Annotated in this window: 21 protein-coding genes, 2 tRNA genes and 1 other RNA gene; 6 read left to right on the forward strand and 18 right to left on the reverse strand. The window is 70.9% G+C overall.

Translation table 11 applies throughout. From position 1 onward, the window contains the following. Nucleotides 1-94: 94 nt before the first annotated feature. Complete coding sequence (gene rpmG / locus EAT49_RS03855; RefSeq protein ID WP_028093607.1) at nt 95-262, forward strand: 50S ribosomal protein L33; 168 nt, start codon at nt 95-97, stop codon at nt 260-262. A gap of 294 nt (nt 263-556) precedes the next feature. Continuing rightward, nucleotides 557-1,099: a GNAT family N-acetyltransferase gene (locus EAT49_RS03860; protein ID WP_123640981.1), complete on the forward strand. Its 543-nt coding sequence runs from the start codon at nt 557-559 to the stop codon at nt 1,097-1,099. Nucleotides 1,100-1,148: 49 nt separating this feature from the next. Here the strand turns inward: EAT49_RS03860 and EAT49_RS03865 are convergent. Then, nucleotides 1,149-1,225: transfer RNA gene (locus tag EAT49_RS03865), tRNA-His, on the reverse strand. A 42-nt stretch (nt 1,226-1,267) separates the two neighbouring features. After that, nucleotides 1,268-1,756, reverse strand: coding sequence for a GNAT family N-acetyltransferase (locus EAT49_RS03870; protein ID WP_123640982.1), 489 nt, complete (start codon nt 1,754-1,756; stop codon nt 1,268-1,270). Between the two features lie 79 nt (nt 1,757-1,835). Between EAT49_RS03870 and EAT49_RS03875 the strand changes: the two genes are divergently transcribed. Beyond that, nucleotides 1,836-2,033, forward strand: a complete 198-nt coding sequence (locus tag EAT49_RS03875) for a DUF6324 family protein (protein ID WP_123640983.1) — start codon at nt 1,836-1,838, stop codon at nt 2,031-2,033. On the opposite strand, the gene EAT49_RS03880 is transcribed toward EAT49_RS03875, so the two are convergent. The 7 genes from EAT49_RS03880 to EAT49_RS03910 all read right to left on the reverse strand — a co-directional run bounded on the left by EAT49_RS03880 (nt 2,014) and on the right by EAT49_RS03910 (nt 7,144). Then, nucleotides 2,014-2,475 carry an MmcB family DNA repair protein gene (locus EAT49_RS03880; protein WP_123640984.1) on the reverse strand — a complete coding sequence of 154 codons (462 nt, stop codon included), beginning with the start codon at nt 2,473-2,475 and terminating at the stop codon, nt 2,014-2,016. The genes EAT49_RS03875 and EAT49_RS03880 overlap by 20 nt on opposite strands. Before the next feature lie 198 nt (nt 2,476-2,673). Next, an RNA gene (gene rnpB, locus EAT49_RS03885) (RNase P RNA component class A) lies at nt 2,674-3,064 on the reverse strand. A gap of 73 nt (nt 3,065-3,137) precedes the next feature. Then, entirely contained in the window at nt 3,138-3,839 is a 702-nt protein-coding gene (locus EAT49_RS03890; protein ID WP_123640985.1) for an N-acetylmuramoyl-L-alanine amidase, read from the reverse strand. Continuing rightward, the gene (locus EAT49_RS03895; RefSeq protein WP_123640986.1) at nt 3,839-4,633 is read right to left on the reverse strand and encodes a hypothetical protein; all 795 of its coding nucleotides are present in this window, start codon (nt 4,631-4,633) and stop codon (nt 3,839-3,841) included. Before EAT49_RS03895 ends, EAT49_RS03890 begins: the two co-directional genes overlap by 1 nt. 33 nt (nt 4,634-4,666) lie before the next feature. Then, on the reverse strand, nt 4,667-6,148 hold the full coding sequence (gene gatA, locus EAT49_RS03900; protein ID WP_123640987.1) for an Asp-tRNA(Asn)/Glu-tRNA(Gln) amidotransferase subunit GatA: 1,482 nt from the start codon (nt 6,146-6,148) through the stop codon (nt 4,667-4,669). 2 nt (nt 6,149-6,150) lie between these two features. Then, nucleotides 6,151-6,438 carry an Asp-tRNA(Asn)/Glu-tRNA(Gln) amidotransferase subunit GatC gene (gatC, locus tag EAT49_RS03905; protein ID WP_123640988.1) on the reverse strand — a complete coding sequence of 96 codons (288 nt, stop codon included), beginning with the start codon at nt 6,436-6,438 and terminating at the stop codon, nt 6,151-6,153. A 34-nt stretch (nt 6,439-6,472) separates the two neighbouring features. Beyond that, a complete protein-coding gene (locus EAT49_RS03910; RefSeq protein WP_123640989.1) occupies nt 6,473-7,144 on the reverse strand; it encodes a ceramidase domain-containing protein in 672 nt (223 codons plus the stop codon). Between the two features lie 44 nt (nt 7,145-7,188). Between EAT49_RS03910 and EAT49_RS03915 the strand changes: the two genes are divergently transcribed. The 3 genes from EAT49_RS03915 (at nt 7,189) to EAT49_RS03925 (ending at nt 9,863) form a co-directional block, all read left to right on the forward strand. Then, nucleotides 7,189-7,881 carry a metal-dependent hydrolase gene (locus tag EAT49_RS03915; protein WP_123640990.1) on the forward strand — a complete coding sequence of 231 codons (693 nt, stop codon included), beginning with the start codon at nt 7,189-7,191 and terminating at the stop codon, nt 7,879-7,881. A gap of 59 nt (nt 7,882-7,940) precedes the next feature. Further along, nucleotides 7,941-9,707, forward strand: a complete 1,767-nt coding sequence (gene recJ / locus EAT49_RS03920; RefSeq protein ID WP_123640991.1) for a single-stranded-DNA-specific exonuclease RecJ — start codon at nt 7,941-7,943, stop codon at nt 9,705-9,707. 81 nt (nt 9,708-9,788) lie between these two features. After that, nucleotides 9,789-9,863: transfer RNA gene (locus tag EAT49_RS03925), tRNA-Glu, on the forward strand. Between the two features lie 300 nt (nt 9,864-10,163). Here EAT49_RS03925 and EAT49_RS03930 read toward each other — a convergent pair. From EAT49_RS03930 to EAT49_RS03975, 9 genes are all read right to left on the reverse strand, one after another. Beyond that, entirely contained in the window at nt 10,164-10,640 is a 477-nt protein-coding gene (locus EAT49_RS03930) for a c-type cytochrome (RefSeq protein ID WP_123640992.1), read from the reverse strand. 11 nt (nt 10,641-10,651) lie between these two features. Continuing rightward, on the reverse strand, nt 10,652-12,226 hold the full coding sequence (locus tag EAT49_RS03935; RefSeq protein ID WP_185020632.1) for a flavin monoamine oxidase family protein: 1,575 nt from the start codon (nt 12,224-12,226) through the stop codon (nt 10,652-10,654). A 162-nt stretch (nt 12,227-12,388) separates the two neighbouring features. Continuing rightward, nucleotides 12,389-13,948 (reverse strand): DUF4334 domain-containing protein, encoded by a 1,560-nt coding sequence (locus tag EAT49_RS21400; RefSeq protein WP_221181427.1) that lies wholly within the window; start codon nt 13,946-13,948, stop codon nt 12,389-12,391. A gap of 267 nt (nt 13,949-14,215) precedes the next feature. Then, a complete protein-coding gene (locus EAT49_RS03950; RefSeq protein WP_123640993.1) occupies nt 14,216-14,431 on the reverse strand; it encodes a dihydroxyacetone kinase subunit DhaK in 216 nt (71 codons plus the stop codon). A gap of 124 nt (nt 14,432-14,555) precedes the next feature. After that, nucleotides 14,556-16,274, reverse strand: coding sequence for a glycerol-3-phosphate dehydrogenase/oxidase (locus EAT49_RS03955; RefSeq protein WP_123640994.1), 1,719 nt, complete (start codon nt 16,272-16,274; stop codon nt 14,556-14,558). Next, nucleotides 16,267-17,805, reverse strand: coding sequence for an FGGY-family carbohydrate kinase (locus tag EAT49_RS03960; protein WP_123640995.1), 1,539 nt, complete (start codon nt 17,803-17,805; stop codon nt 16,267-16,269). Before EAT49_RS03960 ends, EAT49_RS03955 begins: the two co-directional genes overlap by 8 nt. A 32-nt stretch (nt 17,806-17,837) precedes the next feature. Beyond that, nucleotides 17,838-18,293: a D-erythrulose-4-phosphate isomerase gene (gene derI / locus EAT49_RS03965; protein ID WP_123640996.1), complete on the reverse strand. Its 456-nt coding sequence runs from the start codon at nt 18,291-18,293 to the stop codon at nt 17,838-17,840. Nucleotides 18,294-18,308: 15 nt separating this feature from the next. Beyond that, the gene (locus EAT49_RS03970; RefSeq protein ID WP_123640997.1) at nt 18,309-19,070 is read right to left on the reverse strand and encodes a triose-phosphate isomerase; all 762 of its coding nucleotides are present in this window, start codon (nt 19,068-19,070) and stop codon (nt 18,309-18,311) included. Then, nucleotides 19,067-19,846: a DeoR/GlpR family DNA-binding transcription regulator gene (locus tag EAT49_RS03975; RefSeq protein ID WP_123640998.1), complete on the reverse strand. Its 780-nt coding sequence runs from the start codon at nt 19,844-19,846 to the stop codon at nt 19,067-19,069. The genes EAT49_RS03970 and EAT49_RS03975 overlap by 4 nt, the downstream gene beginning before the upstream one ends. Between the last annotated feature and the right edge of the window lie 42 nt (nt 19,847-19,888).

The raw sequence follows: 19,888 nt of genomic DNA on the forward strand, positions 1-19,888 counted from the left end.
GCGCGGGTTGACACGCCTCGCCCATCCGGTAAGAGGCGGTCTTCAACCGATTGCCCCGGGCGCGCGCGCCCGGCCCGCCCGAGAGGAGCCCGCCATGGCGAAACCGACGACCATCAAGATCCGCCTGAACTCCACCGCGGGGACCGGCCATTTCTATGTGACGAAGAAGAACGCCCGCACCATGACCGAAAAGATGGCCGTGCGGAAATACGATCCCGTCGCGCGCAAGCACGTCGAATACAAGGAAGGCAAGATCAAGTAATCTTGCCTTTCCCCACCACGACCCGAGGCCGCGCCCGCAAGGACCGCGGCCTTTTCGTTTCGCCCCGGCCTCCTCCGCTTTCCCGCAGGCCGCGCCTCCAATGCGCACCACCTCACCGCGCCCCACACGCCCCGCCACGCCGGTAGGGTGGGTTTCCAACCCACCACACCTGTCCGGTCGCGCCCTCCCCGCACGCCCTCATGGACAGGCGCCGTCGCGCCCAGGGCCCCCCACATCCCTGCCCTGTCCCACCCCGCAGATCCGCCCTATACTTCGCGCCAGACAGCGAAGCCCATGCTCACGATCCGCCCCGCCACGCGCGGCGACCTCGCCGCCCTCGATGCGCTTCTCGCGCGCAGTTACCCGCGCCTGCTGAAGGCCGACTATCCGCCCTCCGTGCTCGTGACCGCCCTGCCCCTCATTTCCCGCGCCAATCCGGCGCTTCTCGGAACCGGCACCTATTTCGTGGCAGAGGATGCGACCGGCACGCTCCTCGGCGCCGGAGGCTGGACCCGGGGTCGGCCCGCCCCGGGACAGGCCCGGCAGCGGCGCGGCAACGTCCGCCACGTGGTCACCGACGACCGCACGCTGCGCCAGGGGATCGGCCGCGCGATCATGGAACGCACCTTCGACAGCGCCCGCGCCGCCGGGGCGACCTGCCTCCACTGCCTCTCCACCCGCACCGCCCAGCCGTTCTACGCGGCCCTCGGCTTCACTCCCCTCGGCGAGACGGAAATCTCCCTCGCCCCCGGTATCGGCTTTCCCGCGATCGCCATGCTGAAAGAGTTGACGCCGGGCGGCGCTTTTCCCGGAAGGTCAAGGAAAACAATGACTTGACCAGGCGTCCACATGTGGACGCCCAGTGCGGTCAAGGCTCTGCCGGGGATGGTACCGCCTCCCTGGCTTGAACAGGGGACCTCCGGATCCACAATCCGGCGCTCTAACCAACTGAGCTAAGGCGGCACTGGCGGGCGATCTAGCCCCGGTCCCGGGCGAATGCAACCCTCACTGAAGCTCGATCTCCCAGGCCTGCTCGATCAGGTCCACCCCGAAGGACCGGACCGGCCGCGCCTCCGTCAGCCGCCAGCCGAACTTCTGATAGAGCGCGCAGGCCGCCCGGTGGCTCTCGTGGGTCCAGAGCTCCATCCGCCGGTACCCCGCCTCCCTCGCGAAGCTCATGCACTGGTCGAGCAGCCGGTGCCCCAGTCCCTGCCCCCGCGCCTCCGGCACGATCAGGAAGAGCCGCAGCTTCGCCGTATCCCGCGCCTTGCCGTGACAGCAGAAGATCGACCCGATGCGCCGTCCGTCCTGCTCCGCGATCCACGCCCTCTCCCGCACGGGGTCGGCATGGTCGATGTAATCCGCGACCAGCCCGGCAACCAGCGGCCCGAAGCTGCCGTCGAACCCCTCCGCCTCGGCATAGAGCGTGGCGTGCCGCTCCACGATCCACTCGGCGTCGGTCTCCTCGAAGGGACGGATGATGATCTCTTCCATGCCCCATCCTCGCCGCCGCCCCCTTGCCAATCAAGCCCCGGCGGAGGATAGGCTTCGCCCGCATATCAGGAGCCGGACCATGGGGATCGACAGCGAACGCGACATCGAGGCAAACCTGCAGATCGGTCCCACCGACCGCGGCATGGTCCGCCTCTACGTGGAGGCCGCCGGCGCCGAGATCCCCATGGATTTCGAGCCCGAGGAAGCCGAGGAGATCGCCGAGGAGATCCGCGCCGCGGCCGCCGCCGCGCGCAAGCTCACCTCCCGGAAAGGCTGAGCCCCGGATCCCGCGCCAGCTGCGCCCGCAGCGCCGCCGTGCGCGCGAACCGCGCCACCATCGCCTTCCTGCGCGCCGGCGCCAGCTTCTCCTCCGGCGCCATCCGCAGGATCTCGGCGTCATAGGCGTCGGCCACGATCAGCCCCGTTTCCCCGGGCAGCAGATCCACCGGGAACGCCTCGTCCACCGCCCAGAAATAGCGGTCGCAGTAGGGCAGATATCCCCGCCATTTGCCGTCCGACATGAAATCCGCCCGGCTCGACTTGCACTCCACGATCCAGACCTCGCCCTTCGGCCCCAGCGCCATCACGTCGACCCTGAGGCCACGCTCCGGCACCAGCTCCTCGACCGTGACGAAATCGAGCGACAACAGATGCCGGCACACCCCCCGCGCCAGAAGCTGGCCGGGCCGCGGGTCGGAAAGAAGGAGATCGTCGGGCATGGCCACAACCATGAACAAACCGGAAACATAATCAACCCCCGACGCCGCGTTCCGGCCTGGTGACAGCCCGCCTTGGCTCCTCATCTGGCCGGAAATACCTCCCGCCGGAGGCAAACCGGGCCCCGCGGCCGCCCCGCGGCCGTGGGGAGAAAGCGGTGCGCGCATCGCGCGCTCCGCCGGATCGCCCCTGGCCATGAAACGCGCGGATGGCCTGTAAGCCGGATTCTGTCTGCCGCGCCGAGGCGCGGGAGATGGCCATTCCTCTGGACGACGCGTTGCCGCGCCGCCTCCAGCTGCCTACCCGGGCCTCTCGGGGCAGGCTCCCCTGCCGTTTCCGGCGCGAGACCCCTATTCGGCATTGCTCCCGGTGGGGCTTGCCATGACCGGCGCTGTTGCCAGCTCCGTGGTGGGCTCTTACCCCACCGTTTCACCCTTGCCCGGGGCGCAGCCCGGGCGGTCTGTTCTCTGTGGCGCTTTCCCTAGGGTTGCCCCCGCCGGGCGTTACCCGGCACCGTGCCTTCTTGGAGTCCGGACTTTCCTCGACGGCCTTGGCCGAAACCTCCGCCGCCGCGGCCATCCGGCCATCCGCGCCCCCGCTACATGGGCGCCCCGGCCGCGCGCGTCAATCGCGGGATCGGCGCCCGGCGGCCGATCCGCCCGGATCAGTCCGGCCGGACCGGCCAGCGCGCGGCCAGCTCCTCGGCCACGGCGAGGTCCGCCGCGTCGAACGCCCCCGCCCCCGGCCGGAAGCGCTGGCGGAAGGCGTCGAAGAGCACGAGCGCCTGGCTGCCGCGATAGCCGAACCCCGTCAGCGCCGCCACCAGCCGTGCGAGCCGCTCGGGGCTGGCCTCGAGCGGCTCGCCCTCCTGCGCTCCGGCCTCCGGCCAGACGGAGAGACCCGCCGCCGCAAGCCGCGCCCAGGGGAAGAACGGCCCCGGGTCGCCCTTGCGCCCCGGCGCCATGTCCGAATGGCCGATCACCCGCTCGGGCGGGATGGCGTGGCGGCTCAGGACATCCTCCATCAGCCTCTGGAGCGCCGCGATCTGCCGATCCGGAAAGGGCCGCGCGCCATCGTTGTAAAGCTCGATCCCGATGGAGCGCGAATTGACATCCGTCACCGCACCCCAGGCGCCATGCCCCGCGTGCCAGGCTCGGTCCGCCTCCTCCACCAGCTGCAGGAGCGTGCCGTCCTCGTCGATCAGGTAATGCGCCGAAACCTGGTGCTCGGGCGCGCAGAGCCGGTCCCGGGCCGCCGCGCAGCTGTCCATCGCCGTGTAATGCAACACGACGAGGTCCGGAACCGCCCCGCCGCGCCGCTCGCCGAAGTTCGGACTGGGGTGCCAGAGCGCCCCGGGGTGCCGCATCAGCCGCCCCGAAGCGCCCGGAACGGCGCGGGATCCCAGCGGCAGGCGAAGCCGTCGCCGTCGGGGTCGATCCCCAGACGGTCCCGCTCCGGCCCGCCCTGCGCGAGGAAATCGCGCTGCGCCGCCTCGGCGGAGGGATAGAGCGCGCAGGTCCGCGCCGCGCGATTGGCATTCGGCGCGAAGCGGCGGTGCACCTGCTGGCCGACCGCGTTCGTGGTCTGCAGCGCATAGGCCACGATGTTCGGCCCCGCATCGCCCGCCGCGCGGTCAGGCAGGGCGCCAGGGGTCACCACCTGGTAGCTCGCCGCAAGACGGGCCTGGCGCTCTGCGTCGCTCTCGATGGTGCGCTGGGCCGAGACCGCGTCGAAATCCTGTTCGTTGGACAGGCCGGTGTTGCCCACGAGGACCGGAGCCGCATTGGTCGGCGAGGCCTCGAGCCCGCCGATCCGGCCCGCGGCGAGCGCAGGGTCCACGGCCCGCGGAGGAAAGCCCGGAGGCATCCCGTCCGCCGCCCCCGTGGCGTTGAGCGGCGCCCCGGGGGCCGCCGCCGTCTGCATCTCCGCCCCGGCACGGCTCGGCTGGGCGCCGATGCCCAGCGCCGACAGTTCGTCGAGGGTGATCGCGCCATCCGCGGTCGCAGGTCCGGTCTGGAGCTGGCGCGCCCGCTCGGCCCGCACCGCAGCCGATTCGCCGGGCTCGCCGAATCCCACGCCCTGGGGGGGATTGCTCACCGGGGCCTGCTGCGCGCAGGCCGCGAGCGCCAGACAGGCCGCGCCGATCACAAACATCCGCATGGGGTCCATCCTCCGGTCATGCCGGAGGGCGCATTACCACCACTTTCGGGGTTTGGAAACGAATCCCGCCGCACGTTCCAGTGCGTAGGCGGTGCTCAGCAGATCGGCCTCTTCCCAGGGCCGCCCGATCAGCTGCAGGCCCAGCGGCAGGCCAGCCCTGTCCACGCCCGCCGGAACCGAGATCCCCGGCAGACCGGCGAGGTTCACCGTCACCGTGAAGACGTCGTTGAGATACATCTGCACCGGATCGGCCTCGGCCATCTCGCCCAGACCGAAGGCCGCCGAGGGGGTGGCCGGCGTCAGGATCGCGTCGACACCCTCTGCGAAAGCGTCGTCGAAGTCCTTCTTTATAAGGGCGCGGACCTTGCGGGCGCGGTTGTAGTAGGCGTCGTAGAACCCGGCCGACAGCACATAGGTCCCCACCATCACCCGCCGTTTCACCTCCGCGCCGAATCCCTCGGCCCGGGTCTTCTCGTACATGTCGACGATGCCGTCGCCCTGCGCCAGCTTCGCGCGGTGGCCGTAGCGGACGCCGTCGTAGCGCGCGAGGTTCGACGAGGCCTCGGCGGGCGCGATCACGTAATATGTCGGAAGCGCATATTTCGTGTGCGGCAGCGAGATGTCGACGATTCGCGCGCCCGCGTCCTCGAGCATCTGCCGCCCCTCGGCCCACAGCGCCTCGATCTCCTCGGGCATGCCGTCCATGCGGTATTCCCGCGGGATACCGATGGTCTTGCCGCGGATGTCGCCCGTCAGCGCCGCCTCGAAATCCGGCACCGGCAGATCGGCCGAGGTCGAATCCTTCGGGTCATGCCCCGCCATGGCCTTGAGCAGGATGGCGCAGTCGCGCACGTCCTTCGCCATGGGGCCCGCCTGGTCGAGCGACGAGGCGAAGGCCACGATCCCCCAGCGCGAGCAGCGGCCGTAGGTGGGCTTCAGCCCCGCGATCCCGGTAAAGGCAGCGGGCTGGCGGATCGACCCGCCCGTGTCCGTGCCCGTGGCGCCGAGGCAGAGATCGGCGGCCACCGCCGCGGCCGATCCGCCCGACGATCCGCCGGGCGTCAGCTGCCGGTCGTCCACCTTCCACGGGTTCACCACGGGGCCATAGACGCTGGTCTCGTTGCTCGAACCCATGGCGAATTCGTCCATGTTCAGCTTGCCGAGCATCACCGCGCCCGCGTCGCGCAGCTGCGCGGTCACGGTCGATTCGTATTCGGGGCGGAACCCTTCGAGAATGCGGCTCGCGGCCTGGCTCGGCACGCCCTCGGTGCAGAAGAGGTCCTTGATGCCCAGGGGGATGCCGCACAGGTCCGGCGCGCCGCCCGCCTTCAGCCGCTCGTCCGCGGCGCGCGCCCGCTCCAGCGCCAGCTCCGGCGTCCTGTGCACGAAGGCGCCCAGCGCCTCGGCGCCGTCGATGGCGGCAAGACAGGCCTCGGTCAGCTCCACGCTCGTCACCTCGCCCTTGCGGAGCGCGTCGCGGGCGGCGGCGATGGTCAGTTTCGGCAGGTCGGACATGCTCACTCCACCACCTTCGGCACGGCAAAGAACCCCTCTCGGGCGTCGGGCGCATTGGCGAGCACCCTGGCCTGCTGGTTGCCGTCGGTCACCACGTCCTCGCGCCGCTTCAGCCGCATCGGCGTGACCGAGACCATGGGCTCCACCCCTTCGACATCCACCTCCTGCAACTGCTCGATGAACCCGAGGATCGTGTTGAACTCGGAGGCGAGCGCGTCGAGATCGCCCTCCTCGACCCGGATCCGGGCGAGATGGGCCACCTTGCGGGCGGTATCGCGGTCGATCGACATGGGCGGGACCCCTTGCTGCGGATGCCGCCCGGCCTTAGCCCCTCGCCGCCCGGCCTTCAAGCGCGCGGGACCGGCGCAGATCGCCGAGATAGACGAGGATCATCCAGCCCAGCATCACGCCGTTCAGGATGTGCCACATGAAATGCGTCCCCAGCGGCAGCGCCTCGCAGACGCCCATGTCCAACGACCGGAAGACGAGACTTGCGCAGAGGATGCCCGCCCCGATGGCAAGCCCCCTCGCCGTCTCGGGCCTGCGGTGGCGCAAGGCGACTGCATAGGCGGCGATCAGCATGGGCACCGGCCAGTAGAAGGCCGAGATGCCGAAGAACGGCAGCCGCTCGATCAGCGGCGTGGCCACGATTGTCAGCGGAACGAAACCCGCCGCGCCCAGCGCCGCGAGAGGCCAGCCAAGGCCCCAGAACTGCCGGTTGGCGGCGTAGATGTAGACGAGGATGTAGAGCAGGATCGGCGTCGTGTCGGCGGTCGCTGCCCAGGCCGTCGCATGGGTGTGGAACAGGTAGCTCCCGACTCCGATGGCGGCGAGGATCACCGCCAGCAACCGCGCGAGCGGCGCGCCCTTGGTGCGCGGCCAGACATAGGCCGCGGCGATCAGGAAGGCCGCGTTGGTCAGCGCGTTCACCGGCTCGGACCAGTAGGAGAAGTCCGTCCTCTCGCAATAGATGTCGATCTGCTCCATCCAGTCCATGTTAGCCTTCCCCCGACTCACCTGTCCGACACGGGAGATAGACCATGAAGATCGTCTGGCTTGGCCATTCCGCCTTCCGCATCGAAATCGGCGGCGAGGTGCTGCTGATCGACCCCTGGCTCGAGGGCAATCCCGCCTTCCCGTCCGATCGCCGGGCCGAGGCCATCTCGGGCGCCACGCACATCCTGCTGACCCATGCCCATGGCGATCATGCCTCCGAGGTGCCGTCCGTCGCCGCCGACACCAGCGCGCCGGTCTGCTGCGTGCACGAACTGGCGGAACTCTGGCTGAAACCCGCCGGGGTCGAGGCGAGGGCCTTCGGCAAGGGCGGCACCCTCGCGCTCGACGGCTGCACGGTCACCATGGTCACCGCCGCCCATTCCTCCTCGCTCGACTTCCTCGAGAACCCGCCCCCCGCCGGCGGCGAAGCGGGATTCGTCATCAGGGGCGAGGGCCGGTCGGTCTATGTTTCCGGCGATACCGACGTGATGGCCGACATGGCCCAGATCGCCGCGCGCCACGCGCCGGACGTCGGCATCCTCTGCTGCGGCGGGCATTACACGATGGACATGGAGGGCGCGGCCTTCGCGGCGAAGACCTACTTCGACTTCCGGACCGTGATTCCCTGCCACTACGGCACCTTTCCGATCCTCGCCCAGTCCGCCGATCCCCTGGTGCAGGCCCTGCCCGGCGTCGACGTGCGCACGCCCGCCGTGATGGAGGCCGTGACGCTCTGATCCCCGTGCCTCTCGATTTGCCGATGGAAACCGGAGCCCCCCTTGGGTAGTGTCCGCTCATGGTGGCCCTACAAGATATCGCGGCGGCAGCCTTTCTCGGGGTCGAATCCTCCCTCGGCGGCCGCCGCTGGGTCGGCCCAGGCATCGAACAGGAGCGCGCCGCAGAGGCCCTGGCCCAGACCACGGGCCTGCCCGCCCCCGTCTGCGCCCTCCTCGCCCGCCGCGGCATCCTCGCCGAGGCCGCCGAGGGCTTCATGGCCCCCGCCCTGCGCGACCTGCTGCCCGATCCCCTCTCCTTGCGCGACATGGCCCCCGCCGCCGCCCGCCTGGTCGCGGCGACCCTCCGGCGCGAACGCATCGCGGTCTTCGGCGACTACGACGTCGACGGCGCCTGCTCCGCCGCCCTGCTCCATGCCTGGCTGAAACCCTTCGGGCTGACCCCCACCCTCTACATCCCCGACCGGATCGACGAGGGCTACGGGCCCAACGCGCCCGCCATGGCCGAGCTCGCCAGGGGCCACGATCTGATCCTCTGCGTCGACTGCGGCACCCTCTCCCATGACGCCCTCGCCGCCGCGCGCGGCGCGGATGTCGTCGTCCTCGACCACCACCTCGGCGGAGAGACCCTGCCCCCCGCCCTCGCCGTGGTGAACCCCAACCGCCAGGACGAGACCGGCGATCTCGGCCATCTCTGCGCCGCCGCCGTGGTGTTCCTGACGCTGGTGGAGGCGAACCGTCTTCTGCGCGCGCAGGGCACCAGCGGCCCCGATCTCATCTCCCTTCTCGACCTCGTCGCGCTGGCCACAGTGGCCGATGTCGCCCCCCTGACCGGCGTCAACCGCGCCTTCGTGCGTCAGGGCCTCGCCGTCATGGCCCGGCGCGAGCGTACCGGCCTCACGGCCCTCGCCGACGCAGCGCGACTCGACACCGCCCCCGTGGCCTATCACCTGGGCTATGTCCTCGGCCCCCGCATCAACGCGGGCGGGCGCATCGGCGCCGCAGACCTCGGCGCGCGGCTCCTGTCCACCTCCGACCCGCACGAGGCCGCGGCGCTCGCCGAGCGGCTCGAAAAGCTCAACGAGGAACGCCGCGAGATCGAGGCCGCCGTCCGCGATGCGGCCCTCGAGCAGGCCGAGGCGCGCGGCACCTCCGGACCGCTGGTCTGGGCCGCGGGCGAAGGCTGGCACCCGGGCGTCGTCGGCATCGTCGCGGCGCGCCTCAAGGAGGCCACGAACCGCCCCGCCGTGGTCATCGGCCTCGACGGGGACATCGGCAAGGGCTCGGCCCGCTCCGTCGCGGGCGTCGATCTCGGCGCGGCGGTGCAGCGCGTCGCCGCAGAGGGCCTGCTCCTGAAGGGCGGCGGTCACCGGATGGCCGCGGGCCTCACCGTCGACCGTGCGCGGCTCGAGTCCGCCATGGCCCGCCTTGCCGAACTCCTGGCCCGGCAGGGGGCCGGCGCCGGCGGGCCGCGCGATCTCGCCGTCGACGGCCTGCTGATGCCGGGCGCCGCGACGCGCGACCTCTGCGCCGCCCTCGACCGCTGCGGCCCCTTCGGCCAGGGCGCCCCCGCGCCGCGCTTCGCCTTTCCCGACCTCGCCGTGGCGCAGGCCCGCGAGGTCGGTCAGGGCCATCTCAAGGTGAGGTTCCGAGACGGCCTCGGCGGCAGCCTCGAGACCATCGCCTTCGGTGGGCTCGACACGCCCATGGGTCACGCCCTGATGACCCACGGCGGCGGGCGGTTCCACGTCGCCGGCCGCCTCGAGGTCAACGTCTGGCAGGGCCGCGAGAGCGTCCAGATGAAGCTCGAGGACGCCGCCCCCGCCTGACCCGGCGGCCGGACCAAATTTTCCCAGACAGCCCTTGCGCCCCGAAATCGCTTTGGCTAAAGCACGCCTCACCGCCAGCGTGGCCCGTTCGTCTATCGGTTAGGACGCCAGGTTTTCAACCTGGAAAGAGGGGTTCGATTCCCCTACGGGCTGCCACTTCCCTCCACTCTCAAGCTGGCGCGACACCTCCCTCCGCGGGGGCCCTCGTGCATTGGCTAGCGTTACTCGGGCCGATGTCGACGGTGCCGCCAAGGCGCCTGTGATCATCGCGCTTCGGAACCGGGGGATCCGCGCCGGGGCAGGAAGGCGGGAGCGCATCGCGATCCGAGAGCCCCGCAGTGGGGGCGTCCTGCTGCGTCGAAGTTCCGACCGCCTCGCCGGACACTCCGCGCCGTCCCGGGGTCGCGCGGCCCGGTGCAGGGGATGCGCCACCCCGGAGAGGCGACGCAGAGCGGGTCACTCCCGGGCCCGCGCGACCTCCTCGGCCGTCACCGCGCCGAAATCGCCTTCGACGAAATCGTTGCCGAAGTGCGACCTGATATAGTTGACCAGGTCCGCGATCTGCTGATCGTCGAGGAGGCTTCCAAAGGGCGGCATCCCGGCCTGGCCGTGCACCACGACGTTCACCGGATAGGCCGGTGCCTCGAGGAGCGGATTGTCGGCAAGGGCGGGGTATTCGCCCGCACCCACGGCGCCCTCTCCGTCCGGCATGTGGCACCCGGCGCAGACGGCGTTGTAAACCGCCTCGCCGCCCTCGTGCGGGATGTTCCCGTCACCGCGGAAGGTCCGGAACTCCTCTTCGGTCGGCGTGAAGGTGCGGAAGTCCGACGCGGGGTCTCCCTCGGATGTCTCCACAGGGGGCGGTGCCTCCTGCGCCGCGGCAAAGCCGGCGGTGAGCAGGGCGAAAGGCAGGATCGTCTTCGTCAGGGTCATCTCCGGTCTCCTCAGCGCTGCGCCGTGGCGCGTTCGTGAAGCTGCTGGATGGCGTCAAGCGCCGAGAGGATCGCCCCCTCCTGCCAGGCCGGCAGGTAGGACAGATGCTCGCCGGCCAGCGCGATCCGGTCGCCCTCGCCCATGCGCACCGTCTCCTCGTAGTCGCGCTCCTTGTCCTCCCAGATGCCGTAACAGCCGAGCACCCAGGGCACCTTGTGCCAGGGCACGCTGACGGCGGTCTTGAACTCGTCGGGGTATTGCGGGTGGATTCGCGCACCGTATTCCAGGACCCAGCGCGTGCGTTCGTCGGGCTGCATCGCGTTGAACTGGTAGGCGGGCGCCCCCCAGCAATAGGCGCCGAGCAGGACCCCGCCGCCGGACTTCAGATAGTCGTTCGACGGATAGCTTATGAGCGAGATCGGCAGATCGGTATAGGTGATCCCCCCGTAGATGTGCTCGTCCTCCTCCCAGAAGCGGCGGCGGAACTCGAGCCCGGCCTTGAAGCCGTCGGCGTAGTACATCGTCTCGATGGCGCGGGCGCGCGTGCCGGAAAAGCCGTGGTCCATCTGCCCGAGGATCGAGAACGGGATCGTGCAGACGCACCAGTCGGCGGTGATCTCCGTCACCTCGCCGGGCGCGGCCGCGTCGACATAGCCCGCCGTGACGCCGGTCTCGTCCTGACGCAGGCTCACGACCTTGGCGTTGTAGGTGATGACGTCGCCCACTTCCCGCTCGAAGGCCCGCGCGATCATGTCCATCCCGCCCACGGGCTGGAAGATCGCCTGCTGGTGGTGGACGGTCTCGGCATCCGGCAGCCAGCGCCAGAGGCGGCTGTCGAGCAGCGTCTCGAGATCCATGGGCTCCGACGGCACGCCCTTGGCGTTGCGCCCGCCGCCCGGCCAGCGCTCAAAGCCGCGATAATCGGACGTCTCCTCGCTCATGACATAGGCGTAATCCTCGGTGAGCGTGCCATAATCCCGAAGCGCCTCGAGAAGCAGCGCGCGATCCTCCTCGGTCAGCTCCTCGTCGAGCGCGCCGCTGTTGGTGGCCTTCGCCAGAAGCTCCGCCACATGGCCGCGGAAATCCGTGGCCACCTCGCGATACCGTTGCGGCGCGCCGCCGAACGCCTCGCTCCGATGGAGATAGGCGTTGTGATTCTCCTGGATGAAGGGCTGAAGCTCGACTCCGAGCCTGCGGCAGTAGTCGAGGATGGCATAGTGATTGTACGGGATTCGCCAGGGACCGGGGTTGAAATAGTTCCCCTCATCGAAGTCCACGGACTGCGTCGCGCCGCCCATCTCGGTGTAGGCGTCGCCGCCCCGCAGAGTCCAGCAGCGCCCGCCGGCCTTCTCGCGGTATTCGAGGATCTGCACCTCGTAGCCCGCGGCCCTCAGCTCCAGCGCCGCCGTCAGCCCCGCGAGACCCGCACCAAGGATCAGGACCCGCTGCCCGCCGCCGTCGCCGGTCAGCTCGATCGGTCCGGTGTAGGTCGATTCCTGTGCGAAGCCGATGCTCGCCATCGCGGAATACATCGCCGCCGTGCCGGCCGTCGTCCCGATCGTCGTGAGCAGCTCACGTCGTGTCATTGCCATGGCCTCTCTCCCTTCCTTGCAAGTGGGAGGGCCTCCCGGCCTGAGTGACGAAGAAGCACCGCCCGCAGACGACCAACCGCACCGCACCGGGCGTGTTCCGGGAAAGGCCGGTCGACGGACCCGGACCAGGGCGCTCCCGTCGACTCCCGCCGGCCCTCAGCCCGGGGCGCGGCTCCCCCCGCTCGCCAGCAGGAAGAAGTAGGGAGCGGAGCGCCGCATCTCCATCAGCCCGAGGACGCGCCTTGCGTCGATGCGCCGGAAATGGTCGACGATCGGCTGCCGGTCATAGATCATGGCGGCGCTCGCCGTGCCGCGGAAACCGACGGTCGCGAGACGGGCCGCCGGCCTGCGGGTCCGAAAGACGGGCAGAACGAGCCGGAACGCCCCGCATGTCACGCCACTGCCGGCGAGTCGCGGCCAGCGCAGCGCGAGGCCGAGGGGCATCCGGCGCGGGTCGAGCGCGATCCCGGGACCGAAAATCAGCGGGTCGACGTCGTCGCAACTCCGGAAACGCTTGCCCTGCCAGCCGAGACGTTCGAGCAGGCCGTCGAACGGATGGTCTGTCGGCAGTCCGACGCCGCTCCAGTCGCCAAGCATCTCCTCGGGCAGGACGGGCGGAAGGCCGTCGAACCGCGCGAGCGCCGCCTCCCGCGACAGGCCGTCCCGGCGCCAGCGGCGGACCCAGTTCGGCTCCGGACTCCTGCGCGATCCGGCCCGGGCCCTGGGCGAGTCCGGGTCGAGCACCTCCGCCAGTTCTGCGGCCAACGCGCCCGGCCGGTCGCCGTATCGGGCCGAGTGATGAAAGGCCGTGACGCGCCGTGCGCCCGCGGTCCGCGCGATCTCCCCCGCGGCGCGGGCCGTAAGATGCGCCGTCTGGGCAGCGAGGTGCCGGTCGGCATCGAGAAACGGGGTCTCGATGAAGAGATGGTCGGCCCCGGAGGCCAGGCGCACGATCCGGTCTCGGTTCGCCGCGGTATCGGCGGCGTCCGTGACATAGACCACCCGCTGGCCGCGCTGGGTCCTGAAGACCCGCCCGCGCAGGTCGCCCAGTGGCACCGGGCCGCGGCCTGGAACCTCGACCCGATGCTCGTCCGGCGCCTCCCCGCGGATCGCCCGCTTGGCCTCGTCGAGCCAGGGCCCGACCGACAGGCCCTGCTCCTCGAGCGCGGTCTTCCAGACGTTGACGCGAATGCTCTCCTGGAGGGCGAAAGCGAGGGACGGAATGCCGTGGTCGAGCGCCACGCCTTCCACGGCGAGATCGTCCTCGGCGAGTACAGTGCCCTCGGGATGGACCGGCGGCGGCAGGTCGCGGCGACGGAACGCCTCCCGGGCGCGGAACTCGACGGCCCGCGCGATGCGGCGCCCATCGAAGTCGCTGACGGAGAGGCGGAAATCGACCGAGGTTTCGTCGAGAAGATTCCAGGTGAAGGCGCCGAGACGGTTCTCCACCTGCTCCACGAAGCCCTCGGGGCCGAGGATGCCGAGCGGATGCGGGCGATGCAGTCGCAATCGCAGAAGACGGTCGAAGCCCGCCACATGGTCCATGTGGGCATGGGAAACGAAGACATGGCTGACCCGCAGAAGCTCCCTAGGACTGAGCCGCGCGAGGTCGCCCATGTCGAAGAGCATGGCACGCCGACCGAAGCGGAAATCGAGATAGACGCCGGGATCGCCGTCCGGCGGATTGACGAGGCGTGGCTGCACGAGCTGGGTCATGGAGGACATCTAGCAGAGATGGATCGAACAGGCCCGCCGTTCGCCCGCCGGATTGCCCGCGTGCCAGCCCCTGGTCCCGCTCTTCGGCATCGTTCGGGACGGCTGTCGCGCTCATGCGCCTGAAATCGCCCGCCCCCGCGCGGCGGAGGCCGTCGCCCCCGGGTTCCGCTCGGCGCAGGCTCGGGCCGGTTCGGGGCCCGCCGGGCACGATCCCGGCGGGAGCGCCCGCACGCGCCGGCGTGCAGCGCCTCGCGCCCGGGCGGGGCGTCACGTCGGCCGGAGCGCCGGGGCGGAAACCGCGTCGCCACGCTTTCGCCTGTCCCTCCCGCGCCGCGTCGGCCCCATCCGGATCGCGCCCGGCGGTCGGCGGCCCCGGCGCGGCTCGCCGTGAATGCCCATGCCGATCTCCATCTCCCCCTCGGGCAGGTCGGAATTCGGGCGCCCCGTCGGCGGCAGCGTGCAGGCCGACAGCGCCACGCCCATGGTCCGCGTCGCGCGCCGCCGCGGTCTCCACCGCCTCGGGGGACAGGCCCAGGGCACGGACGGGCCGGATGGGCCGACACCATGCCCGCGATCAGCTCCCCGATCAGCCGGTCCGCCGCGTCGATCAGCCTTCTCTTCGGTCCCGTCCCTCCTGCCCCGCCCCGACGAGGATGCCCCGATCCCCCTCCCGCCGGAGGGTCATGCCGTGGCGCCGCCTCAGAAGCTCCGCCAGGGCCTCGAGCTCCTCGGCCTGACGGTCCTCTCCCCAGCCCAGAACCTCTCCCGCCAGGGCGCAGATGCGCCGGGCCAGCCCCGCGTCGATCCGGCCGGTGATCGCAAGGTCCGTCCGCCGCAGGACGATGTCCTCGAGCCGTCCCACCCGTTCCGCCCGCGCGATCCACCGGATCTCCGCCTCGCTGTAGCCGGCCCCGAGCCAGACCGGCTCCGCCCCTTCCGCCTCGGCGACCGCCGCCGCCGTCGTCCCGTAGCGTGCCAGAAGCTGCAGCGCCCGCTCCTCGTCCACCCCCGTCTTCGTGGCGCAGCCCCTCGCCCAGGCAGCCCTCGCCTCGGCCCCGTCCGGCATGTCCCTTCCCCCGCCGATCGGCATCAGGTCCGTGGCGCAGCGCCGCGCCCGGCCCAGCCCGGCCAGCACCACGTCCGCTACCTCCGCCGCGAAGGCGCGGTAGGTCGTCCACTTGCCGCCGACGAGCGAGATGACCGGGAACGGCCTCTCCCCCGACGCCGCCGCGACCGGCGCGGAATGATCCCGCGAGATCAGCCCCGGCGCGACACCCTCCGAGGCCGGCAGGGGCCGCACCCCCGCATAGGCATGGACGATCTGGCTCTCCCGGAACTCGAGCCCCGGCAGAAGGTCCCTCAGCGCGCCGAGAAAATAGGCCACCTCCGCTTCGGTGCAGTGCGCGGCATCCGGATCGTCGTCCGGAATGTCGGTCGATCCCACCAGCGCCCGCCCCGCATGGGGAAAGACCAGCAGGATCCGCCCGTCCTCCCCCTCGAAATAGATCATCCGCCCGTCGAGCTGCCGCAGCAACTCCGGATGGTCGAGCAGGATGTGCGAGCCCTTCGTGCCCCCGATCAGCCGCGTCTCGAGCCCCAGACAGGCGTTGACCCCGTCGATCCAGGGCCCCGCCGCGTTCACAACCACCTTCGGGCGAAAGCGCCGCGCAGGGCCGCGCTGCGGCGCCACCGTCACCACGCCCGCCTCCTGTCCCGTCACCGGCGCCCAGGTCAGCGCCTCGGAGCCCGGCGCATCTCTCAGACCGTCCTGCACCAGCTCCAGCACCAGCCGCTCCGGCGCGGTGATCGCCGCATCGTAATAGGTGCCCGCCGCCTTGATCCGCGGCGTCAATGCGGGCAGCCCGGCAAGCGCCTTCCTGCGCGACAGGAACCCGTGCCCCGGCATCACCCGCGCCCTCGCGCCGAAGCGGTCGTAAAGCACCAGACCCGCCTTGATCAGCACCGCCCCCCGGCTGCGCTGCGACGAAGGACGCCCGAAGAAAGTCCGGATCGCGGGCCAGATGCCCTTGGCCCAGGACTGGATCGGAATGAGCGTCGGCAGCGGCCGCACCAGATGCGGCGCGTTCCTCAGCAGCAGGTTCCGCTCGTAGGTCGCCTCCGCCACCAGCCGGAACTCCCCGGTCTCGAGATATTTGAGCCCGCCATGGATCAGCCGAGACGGCGCGGCGCTGGTGCCCGAGCCGAAATCGCCCTTGTCCACTATCGCACAGTTCAGCCCCTGCGCGCAGAGATCGCGAAAGAGCCCGGCGCCGTTGATGCCCGCGCCGACGATCAACACGTCGAGCTCGGTCACCTCGTCAGCCATCCCCCGGCGTCCTGCCCTGCACGTCAAGCGCATTGACCGCGCCCCAGGTCCCCTCCAGCGCCGCGGCGGAGGCAAGGTAGGTCCGATAGCGCCCCTCGTAATGCGCCCGCCGCCCCCCGTCCGGCACATACCGCACCGACGCCGCCGCCAGATCGCGCGGGTCGGCGTCGAACCGCGAAAAGAGCCCCACCGCCGCCCCCGCGCAAAGCGCCGCGCCCCAGGCCGCCGCCTCGTCGGTCTCGGTGACCGTGACGGGCATCCCCAGCACGTCGGCAAAGAGCTGCGCCACGGCGGGGTTGCGCGAGGCGCCCCCGGTCAGCCGCGCCTCCTCCGCCGGGAAGGCGCCGCGCAACAGGTCCACATGCTCCCGGTGGTTGAAGACGATCCCCTCCATCAGCGCCGCCAGCACGTCGCCCCGGTCGTGCCAGCCGCGCAGACCGATCAGGCTCGCGCTCGGCTCCGCCCCCCGGGGCGAACCGAAGAGATAGGGGTGGTAGATCACCGAAGAGGCCCGGCTCAGCCCCCGTTTCAGCTCCCCCGAGAGCGCCTCATGGATGCTGCGCCCCTCCCTCTCGGCCAGGATGCGATCCGCGCCGCAGAAGGTGCCGAGGAACCAGTCGTAATTCGTCGTCGAGGCGGGCGAGATCGACATGGTGTTCCACAGACCCGGCTCGATCGCCGAGCGGCAGAACCAGCCGGGATCGACCGCGGGCGCGGCAGAGACGCATTCGTTGATCGAATAGGTCCCTGCGACGATCCCCACGATGCCCGGTTGATGGGCGCCGATCCCCAGCGCCGAGGCGGTCACGTCATGGAGCCCCGCCGCCACCGGCGTGCCCTCGGCCAGCCCCGTCAGCGCCGCCGCCTCCGCCGTCACCGCGCCCACGACTTGCGCCGAATGGCCCACCTCGGGCAGCGCGTCCCTTAGCGCCCCGAGCCCGAAGAGCGCGAGCGCCTCCTCGGACCAGGCCTGCGTGCCCACATCGGCAAAGGAGGTGCTGGCCTCGGTCCGGTCCGTCCCGATGGTCCCCGTCAGCCGCGCCCTCAGCCAGTCCTTGCAGGCCAGCAGATGCCCGATCCGGGCAAAGCGTTCCGGCTCCCGGTCCCTTATCCAGCGCAGCAGCGCCGAGGGGGCCGAGGCATGGGGCACCTGCCCGGTGATCCGCAGACTGTCCGCGCCCGTCCCGTCCGCCTGCCAGTCCCGGACGACCTCCGCCGCGCGGCTGTCGAGCGACAGGACCCCCCGTCCCAGCGGCGCCGCCTCCCGGTCCAGCAGGTAGACCCCGTCACCATGGGCCGTGGCCGCCACCGCGGCGATCCCGCCCGGCGCCGTGCCGCTCGCCGCCATCGCCTCCCGGATCGCCGAGGCGGTCTGCCGCCACAGGTCGTCCATGTCCCGCTCCACATGGCGCGGAGCGGGCATCGACTGCCGCACGTTGCGCCGGGCGACGGCGACCTGACGGCCTTCGGTGTCGAAGATCACCGCCTTCGTCACCGTGAGCCCGCTGTCGATGGCCAGGATCCGGCTCATCCCCGCGCCCCCTCCGGCGCCGGCACGGCCGCCTAGTCCTTCCGGTGGCGCGCGTCGACCGCGTCGATGGCGTTCACGTTCCCGGCCGACCGCCCCTCGGGATCGAAGCTGGCCCCCAGAAAGGCGTCCGCGATGTCCTTGGCCAGCTCCGCCCCGATGACCCGAGCGCCCATGGTGATGATCTGCGCGTTGTTCGAGGTCGCGGCCTTTCCCGCCGAATAGGTGTCATGGCATTGCGCGGCGCGGATGCCCGGCACCTTGTTCGCCGCCATCTGCACGCCGATGCCGGTCCCGCAGACGAGGATCGCCCGCTCGTACTCCCCCGCCATCACCGCCGAGGCCACGCGCTCGGACATGTCGGCATAGAACTTGTCCGGCCCGTCTCCGGTGCGCGAGACCTCCGATACCTCGTGCCTCTCCGCAAGATACTCCGCCAGAACCTTGGCAAGGCCCTCTCCGGCGCTGTCGCCGGCCACTGCGATCTTCATGATGACCCCTTCCTTTCAGAGTGCGGCGGCACAGCGGTCCAGAATGTCGAGGTAGCCCTCGACCCTCCAGGCCGACCGCCCGATGAACAGCCCGTCCACATGCGGGCAGGCAATCAGCTCTTCGCAATTCTCCGGGGTGACCGACCCGCCGTAAAGGCAGGGCACCCGCCGCCCCAGAACCTCCTCCGCGAACGCGCCGATCTCCGCCTGCCGCGCGTCGGCATAATCCGCAGAGGCGGGCGTGCCGTGCTCGCCGATGGCCCAGACGGGCTCATAGGCCAGCAGGATCGGCGCGCCGCTGCCCGCCGCCCCCGCCAGCGCCCCGCGCACCTGCGCCGCGAGGATGTCGCCGGCGCGCCCGCTCTCGCGGTCCTCCAGCGTTTCCCCGATGCAGATGAGAGGGGTCAGCCCATGCCGCAGCGCGGCGGCGACCTTCAGCCCGACCGTCTCGTCCGTCTCGCCGAAATGCGCGCGCCGCTCCGAATGGCCAAGCTCCACGAGGTCGAGCCCGCAATCGGTGAGCATCGGCGCGGAGATCTCCCCGGTCCAGGCGCCCGCATCGGCCCAGTGCATGTTCTGCGCGCCCACCTTGACGCTCGTGTCCTTCAGCCGCGCCTTGACCTGCCGCGCGGCCGTGAACGGCGGCACGACGAACCGCTGGATGCGCGCGTCCCGCTCCCCGTCCGCCTCGGCGAGTACCGCGGCAAAGGCCTCGGCCTCCGCCAGCGTCTTGTTCATCTTCCAGCTCGTGCCGATCCAGATGTCGGGCGTGCTCATGCGGCGGCCTCCTGTGCCCGTGCGATGGTCAGGGACAGCCCCGCGCCCTCCAGCTCCGCGCGAACCTCGGGCGGCGGGGCGCCGTCGGTGATGATGTGCCGGAACTCGCTCAGCGCCGCGAGCCGGTAGAGCGCGGCCTGCCCGAACCGCCCATGGTTCACGGCAAGACAGCACTCATCCGCCTGCCGGATCATCGCCCTTTTGCAACGGGCCACACTGTCATCCATGTGGAACACCTCGAGCCCCGCCACCGCCGGCGAGGACAGAAAGGCCAGGTCCGCCCTCAGCCCCGCCAGCGCCTCCTCGGCCAGCGAGCCGAGATAGGCGTTGTACTTCTGCGAATAGACGCCGCCGATGGCGATGAGCGTGATCCCCGCCTCGCCCTGCAGCGCCTCGAGGATGGCGACGTTGTTGGTGATCACCGTCAGCGGCCGCTTCCCGGGCACCATCCGCCCCAGCACCGCCGCCATCGAGCCGTCGTTGATCATCACCGTCATGCCCGGCTCGATCAGCTCAAGCGCCGCCCGCGCCATCGCGGCCTTGGCCTCCGCGCCCTGCCGTTCGCGGAACCGGAAATCGCTCTCGAACCGGGTCCCCGACCGGATCGTCGCGCCGCCCCGGATCTTCCGCAGAACCCCCGCCGCCTCCAGCTCGTCCAGATCGCGGTGAATGGTCATGCGCGAAACGTCGAACCGCAGCGCAAGCGCCTCGAGCTGGACCTCTCCGTCCGCCACGAGCACGTCCATGATGCAGTGCTGCCGCTCGTCGCGCTTCATCGAGCCTCCGTCTAACGTCACACTATGCATCACAAGCTAACA

The sequence above is a fragment of the Histidinibacterium lentulum genome (genome assembly GCF_003789055.1).
Lineage (GTDB): Bacteria > Pseudomonadota > Alphaproteobacteria > Rhodobacterales > Rhodobacteraceae > Oceanicola > Oceanicola lentulus.